Annotated in this window: 16 protein-coding genes; 8 read left to right on the top strand and 8 right to left on the bottom strand. The window is 71.7% G+C overall.

What is annotated here, in order from left to right; genetic code table 11:
- The first annotated feature begins 222 nt into the window (after positions 1–222).
- Positions 223–828 carry a class I SAM-dependent methyltransferase gene (locus B118_RS0105580; RefSeq protein WP_018223131.1) on the top strand — a complete coding sequence of 202 codons (606 nt, stop codon included), beginning with the start codon at positions 223–225 and terminating at the stop codon, positions 826–828.
- Positions 829–882: 54 nt separating this feature from the next.
- Here the strand turns inward: B118_RS0105580 and B118_RS0105575 are convergent, their stop codons facing one another.
- The gene (locus tag B118_RS0105575; protein WP_028187726.1) at positions 883–1,659 is read right to left on the bottom strand and encodes a TetR/AcrR family transcriptional regulator; all 777 of its coding nucleotides are present in this window, start codon (positions 1,657–1,659) and stop codon (positions 883–885) included.
- A gap of 86 nt (positions 1,660–1,745) precedes the next feature.
- On the opposite strand from B118_RS0105575, the gene B118_RS0105570 reads away from it, so the two are divergent.
- The 3 genes from B118_RS0105570 to npdG all read left to right on the top strand — a co-directional run bounded on the left by B118_RS0105570 (position 1,746) and on the right by npdG (position 3,891).
- Positions 1,746–2,165, top strand: a complete 420-nt coding sequence (locus B118_RS0105570) for a VOC family protein (RefSeq protein ID WP_028192480.1) — start codon at positions 1,746–1,748, stop codon at positions 2,163–2,165.
- Between the two features lie 101 nt (positions 2,166–2,266).
- The gene (locus B118_RS0105565) at positions 2,267–3,127 is read left to right on the top strand and encodes an AraC family transcriptional regulator (protein ID WP_027657781.1); all 861 of its coding nucleotides are present in this window, start codon (positions 2,267–2,269) and stop codon (positions 3,125–3,127) included.
- Positions 3,128–3,192: 65 nt separating this feature from the next.
- Entirely contained in the window at positions 3,193–3,891 is a 699-nt protein-coding gene (gene npdG / locus B118_RS0105560) for an NADPH-dependent F420 reductase (RefSeq protein WP_018223135.1), read from the top strand.
- Positions 3,892–4,050: 159 nt separating this feature from the next.
- Here the strand turns inward: npdG and B118_RS0105555 are convergent, their stop codons facing one another.
- From B118_RS0105555 to B118_RS0105540, 4 genes are all read right to left on the bottom strand, one after another.
- Complete coding sequence (locus B118_RS0105555; protein ID WP_026274088.1) at positions 4,051–4,536, bottom strand: hypothetical protein; 486 nt, start codon at positions 4,534–4,536, stop codon at positions 4,051–4,053.
- Positions 4,537–4,763: 227 nt separating this feature from the next.
- Complete coding sequence (locus B118_RS0105550; protein WP_028192479.1) at positions 4,764–5,249, bottom strand: hypothetical protein; 486 nt, start codon at positions 5,247–5,249, stop codon at positions 4,764–4,766.
- Positions 5,250–5,327: 78 nt separating this feature from the next.
- Positions 5,328–6,173, bottom strand: a complete 846-nt coding sequence (gene panB, locus B118_RS0105545) for a 3-methyl-2-oxobutanoate hydroxymethyltransferase (RefSeq protein WP_018223138.1) — start codon at positions 6,171–6,173, stop codon at positions 5,328–5,330.
- Positions 6,174–6,269: 96 nt separating this feature from the next.
- The gene (locus B118_RS0105540; RefSeq protein ID WP_027645187.1) at positions 6,270–8,063 is read right to left on the bottom strand and encodes an NAD+ synthase; all 1,794 of its coding nucleotides are present in this window, start codon (positions 8,061–8,063) and stop codon (positions 6,270–6,272) included.
- Positions 8,064–8,266: 203 nt separating this feature from the next.
- Between B118_RS0105540 and glnA the strand changes: the two genes are divergently transcribed.
- Positions 8,267–9,616: a type I glutamate--ammonia ligase gene (gene glnA, locus B118_RS0105535; RefSeq protein WP_018223140.1), complete on the top strand. Its 1,350-nt coding sequence runs from the start codon at positions 8,267–8,269 to the stop codon at positions 9,614–9,616.
- A 218-nt stretch (positions 9,617–9,834) separates the two neighbouring features.
- Here the strand turns inward: glnA and B118_RS0105530 are convergent, their stop codons facing one another.
- Both B118_RS0105530 and B118_RS0105525 read right to left on the bottom strand, forming a co-directional pair.
- Positions 9,835–10,338 carry a hypothetical protein gene (locus B118_RS0105530; RefSeq protein WP_028192478.1) on the bottom strand — a complete coding sequence of 168 codons (504 nt, stop codon included), beginning with the start codon at positions 10,336–10,338 and terminating at the stop codon, positions 9,835–9,837.
- A 176-nt stretch (positions 10,339–10,514) separates the two neighbouring features.
- Entirely contained in the window at positions 10,515–11,447 is a 933-nt protein-coding gene (locus B118_RS0105525; RefSeq protein WP_018223142.1) for a S66 peptidase family protein, read from the bottom strand.
- Between the two features lie 29 nt (positions 11,448–11,476).
- Between B118_RS0105525 and B118_RS0105520 the strand changes: the two genes are divergently transcribed.
- Together B118_RS0105520 and B118_RS0105515 are read left to right on the top strand one after the other, a co-directional pair.
- Positions 11,477–12,268, top strand: a complete 792-nt coding sequence (locus B118_RS0105520; RefSeq protein ID WP_018223143.1) for a type 1 glutamine amidotransferase — start codon at positions 11,477–11,479, stop codon at positions 12,266–12,268.
- Positions 12,265–15,312, top strand: a complete 3,048-nt coding sequence (locus B118_RS0105515; protein ID WP_028192477.1) for a bifunctional [glutamine synthetase] adenylyltransferase/[glutamine synthetase]-adenylyl-L-tyrosine phosphorylase — start codon at positions 12,265–12,267, stop codon at positions 15,310–15,312. Before B118_RS0105520 ends, B118_RS0105515 begins: the two co-directional genes overlap by 4 nt.
- A 108-nt stretch (positions 15,313–15,420) precedes the next feature.
- On the opposite strand, the gene B118_RS0105510 is transcribed toward B118_RS0105515, so the two are convergent.
- On the bottom strand, positions 15,421–17,046 hold the full coding sequence (locus B118_RS0105510) for a hypothetical protein (protein ID WP_028192476.1): 1,626 nt from the start codon (positions 17,044–17,046) through the stop codon (positions 15,421–15,423).
- 108 nt (positions 17,047–17,154) lie between these two features.
- Here B118_RS0105510 and mptB point away from each other — a divergent pair, with 108 nt between their 5' ends.
- Entirely contained in the window at positions 17,155–18,657 is a 1,503-nt protein-coding gene (gene mptB, locus B118_RS0105505) for a polyprenol phosphomannose-dependent alpha 1,6 mannosyltransferase MptB (RefSeq protein WP_018223146.1), read from the top strand.
- Positions 18,658–18,698 lie beyond the last annotated feature (41 nt).

The following is an 18,698-nucleotide window of genomic DNA, read 5'->3' as shown; positions in this document are numbered from 1 at the left end:
CCAGCTGACCCCACCCGCACCACCCACAAACAAACCCCCGCAGACCTGACCCACACAAAGGGGGAAAGAAACTGTTGGCCGGCACCCGAACCGGGTGCCGGCCAACAGCCATGTCCGGGCGAATACCAGCCCCGCCGCGGGTGGGAAACCGCTGGTTGGGGCTGGAGCCAGCGGTGACCGGCGCCGGACTGACCGAAGATCCGAGGGGATACGGTTGTCGTCATGGCAAAGCCGACCCGATGGGTGACCGACACCGGCCCAGAGCACTCCCAGTGGTACATCGACCGATTCCGTCGGTTGGCGGCGGAGGGGGCGGACCTCGCCGGCGAAGCCCGGCTGATCGATGCCCTGGTAGCGCCAGGTTCTCGGGTCCTCGATGCCGGCTGCGGCACTGGTCGGGTCGGGGCCGCGCTGGCCTTGCGGGGGCACACCGTGGTGGGTGTTGACGCCGATCCCGTCTTGGTCGAGGCGGCGGGGGCCGCCTATCCCGGTCCGCGCTGGCTCGTAGCTGACCTGGCTGAACTCGATCTGGCCGCCGCCGACGAGCCGGAACCCTTCGACGCCGCTGTGGTCGCCGGCAATGTGATGACCTTCGTCGCTGCGGGCACCGAGGCCGACGTCCTCCGCCGGATCGCGGCCCACCTGCGTCCCGACGGCATCGTGGCGGTTGGTTTCGGCACGGACCGGGGCTACCCGCTGTCGGCTTTCGACGACGATTCGGCTGCTGCCGGGCTACGCCGGGAGCAGCGTTTCGCCACCTGGGATCTGCGTCCGTGGCGGGAGGAGAGCGACTTCGCCGTCACTCTGCTCCGTCGCCCCGCCGAGTGAACATTCGGAACCTCACCAGTCGCTGATCGTCCTGGATCGGGATCAGGAGTTCCCTCATGCCGCGGGTGTTGCGCGTTCGATGAGGGTGGCGAGCCCGTCCAGGAGGCGGCGGAGGCCGAATTCGTAGGCGTGGGCGGGGTCGTGGGCGCTGCCGTGCGCCGTGCCGGCGGCGTTGCCAACCCGAGTGGCCAGCGGGTAGGCCGCGGGGTCGAGGACCCGGGCCAGCAGCGGCCCGGCGGCCGCCCACCACTGTTCGTCGGTCATAGTGGTGAGCTGGGCAGTGGCCCGGGCCTCGGCGGCGACTCGGGCGTTTGCCTGGACGAAGCTCAGCAGAAGGGTCAGGCAGGCGTCCATCTCGATGTCGTCGAGGCCCAAGCCGTCCAGGGCGGTCAGCTCGTGCTCGTACTTGGCGATCGCGCCCGGGCCGAGCGGGGGCCGAAGCGTGGAGACCGTCGCGGTCCACGGATGGGTCTCGAAGAGCGTCCGGTTCTCCTCGGCCACCGCGGTCAGCCGTACTCGCCAGGGTTGTCCGGTGGTGTCGGCGCGCGACATCCGGCCGTACGCGGCGTCGAGCATCACGTCGAGTAGCTCCGCCTTGCCGGGCACGTACGTGTAGAGGGTCATGGGGGAGACCCGCAGTTCCTGGGCGACGCGACGCATGGTCAGACCGGTTAGTCCTTCGGTGTCGGTGACGGCGGTCGCCGCTTCGATCACCGCGTCCAGGTTGAGGCCGCGTTGCGGGCCTCGGCGCGCCGCCGTCGACGGCTCTCGCCAGAGCAGAGCGAGCGTACGCGCGGGGTCTCCGCCGCCGGTTACGTCAGGTGCACGCATAGTCATCTCCAAATTTCTCCGTACGCTGTATAATGTACAGCGTACGACGTATGACGTATTCGGATCATCGCGAGAAGGACTCTTCCATGAAGATCACCTCCACTGCCGTATCACTCAATGTCGAGGATGTCCCCGCCGCTGCCGCCTTCCTGACCAAGCACTTCGGGTTTCGTCAGGAGATGGCCGCGGACGGGTTTGCCTCGCTGACCCGCGACGACGCCGGTGCCCACGTTGTCTTCCTGCAGCGTGGACTCGCCACCCTCCCCGATGACCAGCGTGACGACCACGCCCGTGGTGTGATTCTGGCGTTCGTGGTCGACGATCTGGAGGGCGAGCTGGCGCGGCTACAGGCCGAGGGCGTCAAGATCACTATGCCGCTGACCACCGAGGAGTGGGGTGAGCGCGCCTTCCAGGTCCGCGAACCGAACGGGGTCATCGTCCAACTCGTCGACTGGAACGGTGCACCGGAGCCTGGTCCCGCAACGCGTGGCACCGCCGCCGGGTAGCCACCCCAGGCTGGGATGACCTGATCGAATCTGGCATAGCTTGTCGGGTTGGTGCTACCCGCGTGGCCCTAGCGTCGTGGGCACGAGGGAAGGAGGTCCGGGTGCTGAAGCGGCTCAACGATGTCATGGCCCACCTCGAGCAGCGACTCGACCAGCCGGTCGACGTGGCCGAACTGGCGCGGATCGCCGCGACGTCGGAGTACCACCTGCGGCGGCTGTTCTCCGCACTGGCGGGGATCGGACTGTCCGAGTACGTCCGCCGTCGGCGACTGACCGTCGCCGCGGCGGAGGTGCTGTCGGGGGAGCAGTCGCTGCTCGACGTCGCGGTGCGGTACGGCTATGGCTCCGCCGAGGCGTTTGGCCGGGCGTTTCAGGCCGTGCACGGCGTCAGTCCGGGCGAGGCCCGCCGTACGGGGGCGACTCTGCGTGCCCAGCCCCGGATCTCCTTCCGTCTCACCATCGACGGGAGTAGCAGTATGGATTACCGGATCGTTGACAAGGACGGTTTCCGCCTGGTGGGCCGGCGAGCCCGGGTGCCCCTGGTGCACGAGGGGATGAACCCCGCGATCGTTGAGTTCGTCCGGAGTATTGATCAGGAGACAGTAAACCGGATGGCGGCGCTGTCCGACCAGGAACCAAAGGGCATCGTCAACGTCAGCACCAAGATCGCTGATGGCCGGGCGGAGGGCGGTGAGCTGGACTACTGGCACGGTGTGGTCACCGGCGCGAGTGCCCCGGAGGGGCTCGACGCGATGGCGGTCCCCGCCGGCAGGTGGGCGGTCTTCACCACTTCCGGTCCGTTCCCGCAGACCGTCCAGCATCTGTGGCGGGACGTCTTCACCCTGTGGTTCCCGGCTAACCCGTACCGCAGTCGTCCGGGTCCGGAGATATCCCGCACCAGTGTCGCGGCGGACGGCGCGACCGCGGAGTCCGAACTGTGGATTCCGGTGGAGCGGGCCTGACCCCAGCGGGGATTGTCACAGCATCGACTGCTGCTCGTGCATCGGCGGTTTGCGAGGATGTTCGCATGGCTTACGACGCGAGCAACCTACCCGATGTGTCCGGGCTCACTGTCGGTATCGTCGGCGGCACGGGCGACCAGGGGCGTGGTCTCGCCTACCGGTTCGCCCGTGCTGGCCAGACCGTGCTGATCGGTTCCCGCTCGGCCGAGCGCGCTGCCCAGTCCGCTGCGGAGATCGCGGCCCTGCCCGGGGTGCCTGCCGGCGCGAGCGTCACCGGGGCCGACAACGAGGAGGTCGCGCGGCGCAGCGATGTGGTGGTAGTCGCGGTGCCGTGGGACGGCCACGCCAGCATCGTCGGCGCGCTCGCCGAGCCTCTCGCGGGGAAGATCGTGATCGACTGCGTCAACCCGCTCGGCTTCGACAAGCAGGGCCCCTACGCCCTCACCGTGGCGGAGGGTAGCGCCGTCCAGCAGGCCGCCGCGCTACTGCCGCAGTCCCGGGTGTGCGCGGCGTTCAACCACGTCAGTGCTCCGTTGCTGGCGGATCCGCAGATTGATCGGATCGAGCTGGACGTGCTGATCTGCACCGAGGAGCGGGAATTGGCCGGCATCGTCGGTGCCCTCGCCGCCCGGATCCCCGGCATGCGTGGCATCTACGCCGGTCGCCTGCGGAACGCCCACCAGATCGAGGCTTTCACGGCGAACCTGATCGCTATCAACAAGCGTTACAAGGCCCACGCCGGCATCCGGGTCACCGACCTCTGAAGGTGGTGGGGGCCGGATGCGTCCCGCCGTCGGGGCGGCGTTCGGAGGTGGGGCGAAACGTGCTGCGGCCCGCTGGGCTTCCAGCGGGCCGCACCATTGTCCTACCGAGCCACAGCTAATCGGCAGACGTTCGTCGGTTAGCCCAAACTGCTGTGCGGGTCAGAGGTCGAGGGAAACCCCGACCGCCTGGCAGGCCTCGACGGCCGCGTCGGTGGCCTTGTTGAAGGCGGGGTTGTCGGCAGCTTCCGGGCTGCCGGCGGTAGCTGCCTTGCCGGCCTCCGCGCTGTACGCGGACAGCGCGGCGGCAACCTCGCTGTCGGCGTCTCCGGTGGCGGCGATGGCGCCGAACTCGGTCGCCAACCCGGTGAAGATCTCCTGGTACAGCTCCGTATCCGGCTCCTCGCCTCCGGAGACGGCGTCGAGCAGGGTCTGCCGGAGCTCCATATTGGCCTTGTTGGCGGCTTCGCAGAGCTCCTTGTCGCCCTTGCCGGCGGCATCCGCAGGTGGCGCCGAGGAGGAGGCCGTCGTGGGATCGGTCGTCGGTGTCCCGGATGCCGTCGGCTCCGGGTCGTCCCCTCCGCAAGCGGTGAGGGCAAGGACCGCGGCGGGGACCAGCAGAGCCTGGAAGAGAGTTGTCTTACGCACGGAAGGTAATGCTACCCGGATTGATCCCCATTGGAGACCCGTCGGGGCGTGCGCTCCGGGTGGGAGCCTGCTGCCCGGGCAGCCCTGGCTCGCAGCGGATCATGATGCGCTGCCGCCGTGGGGTTGTGGGTGGACGTGGGCGGAGGGTGTGTGCTCCGCCGGAATCCCGGCGGAGCACACGAGCGGCATCCTGGCCAGCCGGGGCTGTCCGGCCTGCCGATTCGCGATCAGTAATTGATCTCTACGCCAACCTTCTGGCAAGCCGCGACGGCGGCTTCGCCGGCCGCCTCGTAGGCGGCGTCGTCCGCGCTGTCCAGGTTGGCGGCCGCCTTCTCGGCCTCCATGCTCAGTGCCTCCAGGGTGGCGGTGACCTCGCTGTCGGCGTTGCCGGTAGCGGCGATCTCGGTGACCTCCGTCGCCATTTCGGTCATGAGCTCACCGATCGCGCTTTCCATTTCCTCCTCGGTCGCCGTGAGGAAATCCGCCATAGTCTCCGTGAAGGTCTTTTGGAACTGCTCCTGGCTTTCCTTGAAGGCTTCGCAGAGCTCCTCGTCGCTCTTGGCGGCAGCTGCGGCTGGGGCCGACGAGGAAGCCGCGGAGGGGGAGTTCGACTCGGAGGCGGCTGGCTCCGAGTCGTCTTCGCCGCCGCAGGCGGTGAGGGCGAGGATGGCGGTAGGGATCAGTAGGGCCCGGATGAAACTTGTTTTAAGCACGATCGAGGATCTTACCTCTTTCCTCCTGAGTGGCCGGTCGGCGGCGGCCCGGTGTTGGCCGGGCCACCGCCAGCCCGGTCAGAAGGTGTGTTCGGTGCTGGGGAACCCACCGTCGCGGACCTCGTCGGCGAACCGACGGGTCGCCTCGCCCAGGGTGTCGGCGAGGTTGGCGTAGCGCTTGACGAAGCGGGGTGTCCGACCGGTACGGAGACCCGCCATGTCCTGCCAGACCAGCACCTGGGCGTCGGTGTCCGGGCCAGCGCCGATGCCCACGGTCGGGATGGTCAGCTCGGCGGTTACCCGTTTCGCCACATCGCCGGGGACCATCTCCAGTACCACCGCGAAGGCCCCCGCCTCGGCGACCGCGTGGGCGTCGGCGAGCACCTCCTCGGCGGTGTCACCCCGGCCCTGGACTCGGTATCCACCGAGGGTGTGTTCCCGTTGCGGGGTGAAGCCGATGTGCGCCATCACCGGAATGCCGGCTCGAACGATCGCGGCGATCTGCTCGGCGTAGTGGCGGCCACCCTCCAGTTTGACCGCGTGGCAGCGGCCTTCCTTCATGAACCGTACGGCGGTGCGCAGGGCCGCGGTCGGTCCCTCCTCGTAGGAGCCGAACGGCAGGTCGCCGACGACCAGCGTCTGCCGGGTGGCCCGGACCACGGCCCGGACCAGGGGAAGCAGCTCGTCGGGGGTCACCGGTAGCGTCGTGTCGTAGCCGTAGACGTTGTTCGCGGCCGAGTCACCGACCAGCAGCACCGGGATGCCGGCGGCGTCGAAGATCCCCGCCGTGTACTGGTCGTACGAGGTGAGCATCGCCCACCGCTCGCCACGCTCCTTCGCGGCGAGCAGGTCGCGGGCGCGGACCCGTCGGGTCGCCGGTCCGCCGTAGAGGGCGGTCACCTCGGCTGGGCTGGATTCGAGCATGGTTCTCTCCTTCCTCGAGGCCGCGTACGCGGTCCCCGGGCTCTGCCGCGATCGTCGCACCGCACCGCGGGTCGCGGCAGGGGGCAGTGCAAGATGTCACTCCCCGAGGCGCGCGGCTGCTTCGGCCGCTCCGCCGTCCTCGCGCCAGCGGTTGGTGATCGGTAGGCGGCGGTCCCGCCCGAAGGCCTTCATCGATATTTTCGTGCCGGGGGCGGACTGACGCCGCTTGTACTCGGCGGTATCCACCATCCGCAGCACCTGCTCAACGAGCGCCGGGTCGTGGCCGGCCTCGATCAACCCGTCCCGGCCCAGATCGCCGTCGATGTAGCCGATGAGGATCGGGTCGAGCAGGTCGTACTCCGGCAGCGTGTCGGAGTCCAGCTGGCCGGGGCTGAGCTCGGCCGACGGGGGCTTGTTGATCGAGCTCTCCGGGATCGGCGGGGTCTCGCCGCGGCGGACCGCCTCGGCGTTTCGCCACCGAGCGAGTTGCCAGATCAGGGTCTTCCAGACGTCCTTGACCGGGTTGAAACCGCCGACCGAGTCGCCGTACAGGGTGGAGTAGCCGACCGCCAGTTCGCTCTTGTTGCCGGTGGTCAGCACCAGGTGGCCCTCCTGGTTCGACAGCGCCATCAGGATCACCCCGCGGACCCGGGCTTGGAGATTCTCCACCGAGAGGCCGGAGAGTGACAGGTTGGCCAGGAACGTGTCGACGATCGGCTGGATCGGCTCGACCCGGTAGTCCAGTCCGGTGCGTTGGGCCAACTCCGCTGCGTCTTCCCGGGAGTGCTCGGAGGAGTGCTGGCTCGGCAGTGACACCCCGACCACCCGGTCCGCGCCGAGCGCGTCAACGGCCAGGGCCGCCACGACCGACGAGTCGATGCCGCCGGAGAGGCCGAGCACCACGGTGGGAAAGCGGTTCTTGTCGACGTAGTCACGCAGGCCCAGCACGAGCGCCTGCCACACCTCCGCCTCGTCGGCCGCCGGTTCGAGGAGCCCCCCGGCCGCCGACTTCTCGGTGGGCGTGGCCGGCAGCGATTCAATGTGGCGGTGGAGCACCCGCATCCCGTCGGCCAGTTCGATGTCGGCGGGTGGGCCGTCGGTGGCGGCAGGGAGATCCACGTCGTGTACCAGCAGGTGCTCGACGAACTGCGGCGCCCGGGCGAGCAGTTCCCCCTCCGCCGTCACGATCATGGAGTCGCCCTCGTACACCAGCTCGTCCTGGCCGCCGATCATGTTGACGTACGCGATGGTGGCCCTGGCCTCGGCGGCCCGGCGGCGGACCAGCGGTAGCCGGACGTCGTCCTTCTTCAGCTCGTACGGCGAGCCGTTGATGTTGATAACGAGGCCGACGCCGGCCTGCCGGGCGGCGGCGAACGGCCCCCCGACCTGCCACAGGTCCTCACAGATGGTAAGCGTGACATCCACCCCGCCGACTCGTACCACAGACAGCGTCTCGCCGGGCACGAAGTAGCGGTCCTCGTCGAAGACGCCGTAGTTGGGCAGGTGGTGTTTGAAGTAGGTGGCCACGGTCTTCCCGCCGTGCAGCAGGGCCGCCGCGTTACGCGCCCCGTGCCCCGGCTCGGCGTCGCCGCTGACCTGTGGTGGGCCGTCCGCGTCCAGGTAGCCGACCACCACCGGCAGGTCGCCCAACCCATCCGCGGCGAGGTCGGCGGCGAGCCGGCCCAGCGCCGCCTTCGACGCTTCCATGAAGGAGCGGCGGAAAACCAGGTCCTCGACCGGGTAACCAGTCAGGGTCAACTCCGGGAAGGCAACCAGTTGGGCGCCGGCGTCGGCGGCGCGTCGGGCCCATTCCCGGATGATCGTGGCGTTGCCGACGAGGTCACCGACGATCGGGTTGACCTGGCAGAGTGCGAGACGCAGGGTGGTCATGTCCCTATCTTGCCGCAGCGGTCCGAGCGGGGTATGGCGCGTGCGGGGAAGGGGGCTCCCAGCTGGTTGTGGCGGGGGTGGGACAGGCCGGTGCGGGCGTGGGAAGGTCGCGTAACGTCGGCGTAACGAGGCCGGTGGAAACTGATCGGTCAGGCCGGTCGTTGGCGGGCCGAAAGTGGACAATAGGGTAGTAAGGGGTGGAAGTGGACCGTCAGCAGGAGTTTGTCCTCCGTACGCTGGAAGAGCGGGACATCCGGTTCGTCCGGCTGTGGTTCACGGATGTGCTGGGCACGCTGAAGAGCGTGTCGGTGGCCCCCGCGGAGTTGGAGTCCGCCTTCGAGGAGGGCATCGGGTTCGACGGCTCGGCGATCGAGGGCTTCGCCCGGGTCGTCGAATCTGACATGGTGGCGATGCCGGACCCGACCACCTTCCAGGTCTTCCCCTTCGAGGGCGGGGTCAGCGGCGAGAGTGCCCGGATGTTCTGCGACATCCTGCTCCCCGACGGCAGCCCGTCCTGGGCCGACCCGCGTCACGTGCTGCGTCGGGCGCTGTCCCGGGCAGCGGAGAAGGGCTTCACCTACTACACCCATCCAGAGATCGAGTTCTACCTGCTGGAGGATGGGGCGCCCGACGGCTCGGTGCCAACCCCGGTCGACACCGGTGGCTACTTCGAGCACACCACCCACGCGGTCGCGCGGGACTTCCGCCGACAGGCGGTACTCGCGCTGGAACGGATCGGAATCTCCGTCGAGTTCAGCCACCACGAGGTCGCCCCCGGTCAGCAGGAGATCGACCTGCGCTACGCCGACGCGCTCAACACCGCCGACAACATCATGACGTTCCGGCACGTGGTCAAGGAGGTGGCGCTCTCCACCGGCGTGCAGGCCACCTTCATGCCGAAGCCCTTCACCGACCAGCCGGGCAGCGGCATGCACACCCACCTCTCGCTGTTCGAGGGGGAGCGCAACGCGTTCCATGACGCCGGTGACCCGAGGAAGCTCTCCAAGGTCGCCCGCGCGTTCATCGCCGGCCTGCTGGTGCACGCCCGGGAGTACACGGCCGTCACCAACCAGTGGGTCAACTCGTACAAACGGCTCTTCCCGCAGGCCCTGCCGAACCGGGTCACCGAGAGCCCCGCGTACGTCTGCTGGGGGCATCTGAACCGCTCCGCGCTGGTCCGGGTCCCGGCGTACGGCAAGCCGAACTCCGCCCGGGTCGAGGTCCGATCGCCCGACTCGGCGACCAACCCGTACCTGGCCTTTGCGGTGATGCTCGGCGCCGGCCTCAAGGGTATCGAGGAGGGGTACGAGCTGCCGCCGGGCGCCGAGGACGACGTGTGGTCGCTGACCAGCGCCGAGCGCCGGGCGATGGGGTACGAGCCGCTGCCGGAGAACCTCGCCGAGGCGATCGATGTGATGGCCGGCTCCGAACTGGTCGCCGAGGTGCTCGGCGAGCACGTCTTCGACTTCTTCCTGCGCAACAAGCGGTCCGAGTGGGAGCAGTACCGCCGCGAGGTCACGCCGTACGAGCGGCAGCACTACCTCTCGCTCTGATCCGCCGGCCCCGGCCGGTCCTGCTCCTGGCGTCGGACTGCGTGCCGGCCGACCTTGCCCATCGACTCCAGCACCACCGTCGGGCTGCCGGTGGTTGGTTCGGATCCGACCGGGACCGACGAGGACCGCGGTGCGGGCGAGGTGCCGCAGCTCGGTCCGCGAAGGGCGGCGCGCCGGGCTACCGGCGCGCCGCCCGGGAAGTCCGCCGGCGGGGCGAACTACTTACCCACGGAGCCGTCGTGCCCGCCCGGCCCGCCCGGGCCCCGGAGGATGCCGGCCTCGGCCGCCGCGGTGATCGCGTCGGCCTGCTCCTGGGTGAGCGTGCCCTCCTCGACCGCTTGGGCCAGGCGCTGCGCGAGCGCCTCCTGCCGGTCAGCGGCGTCCGGGCGTTCGCCCCGCTCGCCCCGCTCGCCCCGCTCGCCCCGCTCGGGCCGCTCGCCCCGCTCGGGCCGGTCGGCCGCCCGCTGTTCGCGCAGTTCCTCCAACGCCGTGGTTACCTTGTTCACGTCAACGCCAAGCTTCTCGGCGAGCGCCTCGGCGAACGCGGCCTGCCGGTCGGAGCGCTGCTGCTCCTTGTCTGCGCCCTTCTCGGCGACGGCGCTGGCGCTCGGGGAGGGCGAGGTGTTGTCAGCGGCCACGGCCGGTGCGGCCACGCCGACGCCGAGCACGCCGGCCGCGGCGAGCCCGGCCAGTAGGTGCTTTTTACGAATCGTGCGGGACATGGTGATCCTCCAACTCGTCGGTGATGCATTACCCGACCGACAGTGACCGCTCCCGCTGGAGGAACACCGTGGCGAAGCTATGTGCCAGCTGGCAATCTGGGCAATGCCCGGGGTAGCCGGTGAACCGACCACTGCTCCGGCGGCTCACCGGACAGCCGGTGCGCCGGACGGCCGGGTCAGCCGCGGACAGCCGGGGCGACGGTGAGAGTGCCGGCGTCCGCGTCCAGCACCGCCTCGGTGCCGACCGGAACAGTGAGCTGACCCACCCCGTGCCCGATCGGCAATCCACCGAGGACGGGGACGCCGAGGTCCCCCAGCCGGTCGGTGAGCACATCGGCGACGTCCACCGCCCACCCGTCGGCGCAGTCGGTGAACTGCCCGACCGCCACCGCGGCCAGCCCGGCCAGCACCCCGGCCCGGCGAAGTTGGGTGAGCATCCGGTCGATCTTGTAGGGGGGTTCCTGTATCTCCTCGAGCAGCAGCACCGCCCCGGTCAGGTCCGGCAGGTCCACCGTGCCGATCGACGCCACGATCAGGCAGAGGTTGCCGCCGAGCAGCCGGCCGCCGGCCCGACCCGGGACCCGGACGCCGAAGGTCTCCTCGCCCTCCCGGGCGGCCACCGTCACCGGTTCGGTGGTGGTCAGCGCGGCGTGTAGTGACTGCGCGGAGCTCAACGCCGTCCGTTCGTCCCGCCAGGCCGCGCCGGGGCCGTGTAGCCCGGCCAACCGGGCCCCCCGCCAGAGCGCGAACTGGAGGGCGGTGATGTCGGAGAAGCCGGCCACCACCTTCGGATCCCGGCGGACGGCTGCCATGTCGATCGCGTCCACCATGCGCTGCGCACCGTACCCGCCCCGGGTGCAGATGATCCCCCGCACGGCGGGGTCGGTGAACGCGGCGTTCAGGTCCGCCGCCCGCAGTTCGTCCGCGCCGGCGAGGTAGCCCTGGCGGGCGTACGCGTTGGGGGCCGGCACCGGCCGCAGACCCCAGCTGGTCAGCAACTCGATGCCGCGGGCGACCCGCTCCGGCCGGGTGGGCCCGGACGGCGACACCAGGAGTACGGTGTCGCCCGGACGCAGCGCGGGCGGACGGAGTACCTCATCGGTGATCACAACAATCGAGCCTAACCAGCCCCCTGCCGGTGGCACGGGATAGCCTCGACGGCGTGGCAACCGCGTTGGTGATCGAAAATGACCCGGCCGAAGACGCGCGTCGGCTCGGGGAGTGGCTGACCGAAGCCGGGCTGCGGCTGCACCTCGCCCGGCCGCACGTCGGCGACGAGCTCCCGGCCGACCTGGACGGATACGCGGCGCTGGTTGTCCTCGGCGGTGGGCAGCAGGCGTACCCACTGCCCGATGGTGAGCCGTCGGCGTCCTGGCTCCCGCGGGTGGAGGCGCTGTCGCGCAAGGCGGTCCGGCACCGGGTGCCGACCCTGGCGATCGGCCTGGGCGCGCAACTGCTCGCGACCGCGCACGCCGGAACGGTCGAGCGCAGCCAGTCCGGGCCGGAGGTCGGTCCCGCGGTGGTGGGCCGCCGGGACGCCGCCGAGACGGATCCGCTCTTCAAGTACGTGCCGTTGATCCCGGACGTGTTCCAGTGGCACGCCGACGAGATCATTGAGCTGCCGGTCGGGGCGACCCTGCTGGCCGCCTCCACCCGCTACCCGCATCAGGCCTTCCGCCTCGGTGACCGCGCCTGGGGCCTGCAGTTCCACATCGAGTGCGACACCGCGATGGTCGCCGACTGGGCGGCGGATTCGGACCTGCTCGCCGAGCTGGACTATGACCCGGAGCTGGTCGTCGCCGCCTGCGCCGCGGTGATGGTCGATGTCGAGGAGGTCTGGCAGCCCTTCGCGGCGCGGTTCGCCGCCCTGGCCTGCGGCGAGCTGGACGAGGGGGCCCGCCGTAGCCTGCCGCTGCTCGGGCACGAATGAAACGGCCGACCCGGGCCGCGGGACGGCTCGCCCGCTACGGCTTCGGCACCAGCGACAACAGCGTCCGTGCGGGCGACCTGCTCGGCCCGGCGGGCCTGGCGCTCTGGCAGCCGGAGACGCAGGAACCCGCGGACCAGCGGGCGGCGGAGCTACTAGCCGCGCTGTCCCGGGCCGCCGATCCGGATCTGGCGCTGCGCCAGCTGCACCGGCTGGTGGAGGCCGAATATCGGGCCGCGGGAGCCGGTGAAACGGCCAGTGGCGCTGACCCGGCGGGGATGGGAGCCGCGTCCAGGCTCCTCGCCGACCTGTACGACGATCCGGGGCTGCGGCGGCGCCTGGTCGCCGTCCTCGGCGCCTCCTCGGCGCTCGGCGACCACCTGGTCGCCAACCCGGGCCAGTGGGCTGACCTCCGGAGCACCGCGGACGGACTGGCGCCCACCGCCGACGGTCGGCTCCAGCTGACCGGCGCAGACGGTTCGATCGCCCAGCTGCGGTCGGCGTACCGGCTGGCGTTGCTCCGGATCGCCGCGGCCGACCTGACCGGCAACCAGGGTCTGGAGCAGACGATGGCCGCGCTCTCCGCGTTGGCCGACGTGACTCTCACCGCTGCCTACGACCTCGCGCAGGGTGAGCTGCCGGAGGGTACGCCCCGGCCCCGGCTGGCCGTGGTGGCCATGGGCAAGTGCGGCGGTGACGAGTTGAACTATGTCTCCGACGTTGACGTGATCTTCGTCGCGGCCGAGGACGACGACCTTCCCGCGGCGACCGCGATCGCCACCCGCCTGATTCACATCTGTGGCCTGGTCGCCTGGCCGGTAGACGCCGCGCTGCGCCCCGAGGGGAAGCGGGGCCCGCTGGTGCGCACCCTCGCCAGCCATCTCGCCTACTACCGGCGGTGGGCCCGGACCTGGGAGTTCCAGGCGCTGCTCAAGGCGCGGCCGGCCGCCGGCGACCTGGCGCTGGGCCAGGAGTGGATTCAGCAGCTCGCGCCGCTGCTCTGGCGGGCCGCGGAGCGCCCGGAGGCGGTCGAGGATGTTCGGGCCATGCGGCGCAAAATCATCGATCACATTCCGCCGGCGGAGCAGGAGCGCGAGATCAAGCGCGGTCCGGGAGGGCTGCGCGACATCGAGTTCGCGGTGCAGTTGCTGCAACTGGTGCATGGCCGGGGCGACGAGGCGCTGCGGGTGCCGGGCACCATTCCCGCCCTGCGCGCGTTGGTCAGCGGTGGTTACGTCGGGCGGGTGGACGGGGAGGCGTTGCTGCGCGGCTACCACTTCCTGCGCGCCGTCGAGCACCGGCTGCAGTTGCAGGGGCTGCGCCGGACCCACACCGTACCCACCGACCCGGACGCGTTGCGCTGGTTGGCGGGGGCGCTCGGCTACTCGGCGGCACCGGGACGCAGCGCCGTCGAGGCGTTTCGAATCGAGCGGGTCACCCACGCCGCCGAGGTACGCCGGCTGCACGCCAAGCTGTTCTACCGGCCGTTGCTGGAGTCGGTCGCCCGGGTGCCCGCCGACGGGCTGCGACTGACCCCGGCGGCGGCCCGCAACCGGCTGGAGATCCTCGGCTTCGAGGACCCAGCCGGGGCGCTGCGCCACCTGCAGGCCCTCACCGGTGGGGTAAGCCGCACCGCGGCCATCCAGCGCACCCTGCTGCCGGTGCTGCTCAGCGAGTTCGCCGACGCTCCCGAGCCGGACCGCGGGCTGCTCAGCTACCGGAAGGTCTCCGAGAAGCTCGGCAGCACCCCCTGGTATCTGCGGCTGCTGCGCGACGAGGGGCCGGTGGCCCGCCGGCTGGCGCGCGTGCTCTCCTCCTCTCGGTACGTGACCGACCTGCTCGCCCGCGAGCCGGAGGCGCTGCGTCTGCTCGCGCAGGAGAGTGAACTGGCCGCGCGGCCCCGGCCGGTGCTCGGCGAGGGCTTCGCGGCGGCGGCGGCGCGACACGCCGGCGACCCGGTGGAGGCGATCCGGGCAGTCCGCGCGCTCCGCCGTCGGGAGTTACTCCGCCTCGCCTGTGCCGACGTGCTGAGTCGGGCCGGTTCGTTGGCGCCGTCGCCGCCCGCTGCGCCGGGGCGGGCCGCGCCGGCCCTGACCGACGTGGGCGCGGTCGGCACCGCACTGGCGGATGTCACCGACGCCACCCTGGCCGCCGCCCTGGCTGCCGCCCGGGCGTCCCAGCCGCTGGTGCCCGGTCTGCGCTTCGCCGTGATCGGCATGGGCCGGCTCGGCGGATACGAGTCCAACTATCTCTCCGATGCCGATGTGCTCTTCGTCCACGATCCGCCGGCCGGGATGGCGGAGAGCACGGCGAGCGCTGCCGCGCGGGCGGTCGCCGAGGAGCTACGTCGACTGCTCGGGATGCCCGCGCCCGACCCGGCACTCGGCGTTGACGCCGACCTACGCCCCGAGGGGCGGCAGGGGCCGCTGGTCCGCAGCCTCGCCGCGTACCAGCAGTACTACGCCCGCTGGTCGCGGGTGTGGGAGGCGCAGGCACTGCTGCGGGCCCGGTTCGTCTGCGGTGACGAGGATCTGGGCGCCGAGTTCCTGGCGATGGTCGAGCCGCTACGTTATCCGGCGGCGGGCCTGACCTGGGAGCAGGTGGTCGAGATCCGGCGGATCAAGGCACGGGTGGAGACCGAGCGGATGCCCCGGGGCGCCGACCCGGCTACCCACACCAAGCTGGGCCGGGGCGGGCTGGCCGATGTCGAGTGGGCGGTGCAGCTGCTCCAGCTCCGGCACGCCGGGCAGCTGCCGCAGCTGCGCGGCACGCGTACCCTGAACGCCCTCGCTGCGGCCCGGGACGCGGGCCTGGTGGACCCGGACGACGCCGCGGCGATGACGGCCGGCTGGACCCTCACCGCGCAGGTCCGCAACGCCCTGATGCTGGTGCGCGGCCGGGCTACTGATCAGCTGCCCCGGCACGGGGTGGACCTGGCGGGGGTGGTTCGGCTCCTGGGCCGCGACGATCCGGGCGAGTTCCTCGACGACTATCTGCGCACCGGTCGCCGTTCCCGCGCCGCCATGCAACGCGTCTTCGAGCTCTGAGGACGGCCTCGGGCACGGCGCTCTGAGGACGGCCTCGGGCACGCCGGGGCGTAGCAGACCCGGCGGCCTCGGCGCTGGGCCGAGCGGGTCGGCGAGCGGTGAGTGTCGTTAACTGCCGAGGGTCCAGACCCCGGCCCGTGGCACGGTGACAGCGGTCCACTCGCCGGCTGCCGTGACGGTGCCGCCGGTGGCGGTCAACCAACGGCTGTGCCGGACCCGTACCGGGACCGTGGCGGGCCCGTCGGTCTGGAACGTCACGGTCGCGCCGTCGGCCCGCAGGATCGTGCCGGGGGCACCGACCAGGGGGGTCGGCTCGACCATGGCCCAGACCCGCCAGTGCGGGTCGGACCACACCTCGCGCAGGTAGGGCAGGCCGTCGCGGACCAGCTCCGCCTCGGCCCGGCCGACCCAGGACAGGGGCGCGTCGGGTACGGCCACGTACTGCACCGCGTTCGTCCGCAGCCAGCTGTGGTAGGTCTGGGCGGTCAGCGGAACCCCGGTGCCGGTGGCACCCGGCACCGTGGTGAAGAAGAGCGGATTGCGGTCGATGTCCGCCTGGCGTAGCCAGCCCCGCGCCAGCGGAACCTCGCCCAGCGCCGCCGACTCCCGATAGGTGCGCGTCGGTGGGATCTCCACCCGCCCGGTGAGTTGTTGGGTGGCGAGGAAGTCGCGCAGGGGCGCGAAGTAGGCGGGCCGGGCGGCTGGGTCGGTGGCGCTGCGCAGGTCCGCCGGGACCACCGGTGGCTGCCACCAGAACCCGGCGGCGAGCAGGACGACCAGGGTGAGTCCGCCGCCGGCCCGCCGCCGGCGTAGCCCGGTGCCGCCGGCGGGAACGAGTCGGGCCGGCCAGCGGGGGTGCGTTCGCTCGCCGGTGTGCCGCGGCAACCAGCGGCCGGTGCCGATGGTCGCGGCGGCGGCCAGCAGAGGGAGCGCGAACATCGCCGACAGCCGGGTCGCGTTCAGGCCGACCGGGGTGTGCAGCAGCGCCGCCCCGAGTACCCCGGCCGCGGCGAGCAGCGCGCCGACCCGCACCGGCCGGTACGCCACCAGCGCCGCCACCAGCAGGCTGCTCCCCACCGCCCGTACGGTGTCGGTGCGGCTGATGTTCATCCAGCCGCCGTCGCCGAAGAGCAGGGCGGTGAACCCGAGCGGCAGCGCTGCCGCCAGCCCCAGGGCGAGGCCGTCAACGTAGCGGCGGCCGAGCAGCAGCGCGGCACCGGCCAGCCCGACGAAGAGCCCGGCCACCGGGCTGGTCGCGGCGGCCAGCAGCGCCCCGGCGGTGGCCGGCACGAGTCGTCGTCGCCCGGCCGGCAGCGTGAGGGCGAGGAGGGCGGCGAGGCCGAAGGCCACCCCGAGCCCGAACGTGACCCGGCCGGCGACCAGGTTGCCAGCGAAGGTGACCACCCCCACCAGGGCGCCGGTCAACGGCCGGGGGACGTCGACGCGGCACAGCAGGGCAGCGAAGGCGACGGTTGACGCCACCAGGGCGAGCACCCCCGTCACCCGGACGCCGAGCAGCGCCATCACCGGCGGGGAGAGCAGGCTGTAGCCGAACTGGTTGACCCCGCCGTACCACCGCAGGTCGACCGGGGTGGCACCGTGGGCGGCGAAGAAGTCGGCCCGGGCCACCTGGGCGGCGAGGTCCGAGCCCATCGGCGGCAGCAGCAGATACGTGCCGCCGAGCACCACGGCCAACGTGGCGGCCGTCGCCACCACCGTCCGTGTGCCCCGCATGCCTACCTCCGTGTCCGCGCCCACGGTACTGGCAACATGTTCTTCCGTGCCCATCCACCTCGTCGGCCGGACCGGCGCGACAACCCTCCCCACCGCCGAGGTACCCCGGTGACCGGCGCAGGCGTGCCTCCGCGCGGGGCCGGGCGGATCCCGGTCCGGGCGGGAGCGGTCCGCTACCTCGGTCTCGTCGGCGCGGTGCTGCTGGCCGTCGCCGGGTACCTCGGGGGAGCGCTGCCCGACGCGACCGACGAGCGGGTGTGGCGCGCCGCCGATGGCCCGCTGACCGTCCTGCTCTGGCTGGTCGGCACCGGCCTGTTGACCGGTGCGTGGTGGGCGCTACGGCACGGTACGCCGTCAACCGGGTGGGCGTACCGCACTGCCGGGCTGTGGTCGGTGCCGCTGCTCGTCGCGCCGCCGCTGGGCAGCCGGGATGTCTACTCGTACGCCTGTCAGGGCTGGGCGTACGGGCAGGGCGTTGACCCGTACGCGGTCGGGGTGGCGGTGGCGGGCTGCCCCTGGGCGGATGCGGTCTCGCCGATCTGGCGGGACACGCCCGCGCCGTACGGGCCGGGTTTTGTGCTCCTCGCCGCGCTGGCGGTGGCGCTCGGTGGTGGGCTGGTCGGCGTGGTGGTGGTCTTGCGGCTGATCGCGGTGGCCGGGGTGCTGCTCGTCGCGGTGTGTCTGCTCGGGTTGGCGCGGGCAGCGGGGGTGCCGACTCGGCGGGCGGTCTGGCTGGCGCTGGCCTGCCCCTTGCTGGGGGTGCATCTGGTGGCGGGCGCGCACAACGACGCGGTGATGCTCGGGCTGCTGCTGCTCGGCCTGCTGGTGGTGGTGCGGTTCCCGGGCCGACCGTGGCCGCTGCTGGTGGCGGGGGCGTTGCTCGGGCTGGCGGTGGGGGTTAAGGCGACTGCGGTGGTGGTGCTGCCGTTCGCGGCGCTCGCCGCGGTGCTCGGTCGGTTCACCGTGCGGTCGGTGCTGCGCGATGGCGGCTGGCTGGCCGCGGGCGCTCTGATCGCCCTGGGGGGCGTCTCGGTCTTCTCCGGCCTGGGCCTGGGCTGGGTGGCCGGGCTGCGCCACAGCGGCGATCTGGAGCAGTGGACATCGCCTCCCACGGCGGTCGGCATGGTCCTGGATTATGCCGGTGAACTCGTTGGTGGGCGTCCCGTGGCGGTGCCGGTGGTCCGGGCGTTGGCGTTGGCGTTGTTGGCGCTGGTCCTGGTGGTGCTGTGGTGGCGGGCCTGGTCGGCCCTGCGCGCGTTGGGTGATGTCCGGCAACGGGTGGTCCGGCTGGAGGCGGCGCGGCCTCGGGTGGCCCTGCTCGGTGCCGGCCTGGCGCTTGCCGCGACGGTGGTGCTCGCCCCCGTCTTCCACCCCTGGTATGCGACCTGGCCGTTGGTCCTGCTGGCGGCGGCCGCGACGCGGACGACCTGGTTCGTGTTGCCCTGCGCGGCGGCGGCCTTTCTCACCTTGCCGGATGGCACCAATCTGGCCCGGCTGGTGAAGGCGCCGGGGGCGCTGGTGATGACCGGGTTGGTGGTGGTGGCTGCCGGGTGGGGGGTGCCGCGGCTGTGGCGGTCCCGGGCCGGTCGGTCCCCGTTCCCGCCGGGCTGACGACGTGTGGGAGTACCGCGACAACGCCTATCTCGGCGTGA

The sequence above is a fragment of the Salinispora pacifica CNR114 genome, assembly GCF_000514775.1.
In the GTDB taxonomy this organism is placed as follows: Bacteria; Actinomycetota; Actinomycetes; order Mycobacteriales; family Micromonosporaceae; genus Micromonospora; species Micromonospora pacifica.
The sequence above is the reverse complement of the archived record's forward strand: the minus strand, read 5'-3'. Positions and strand labels throughout refer to the sequence as shown.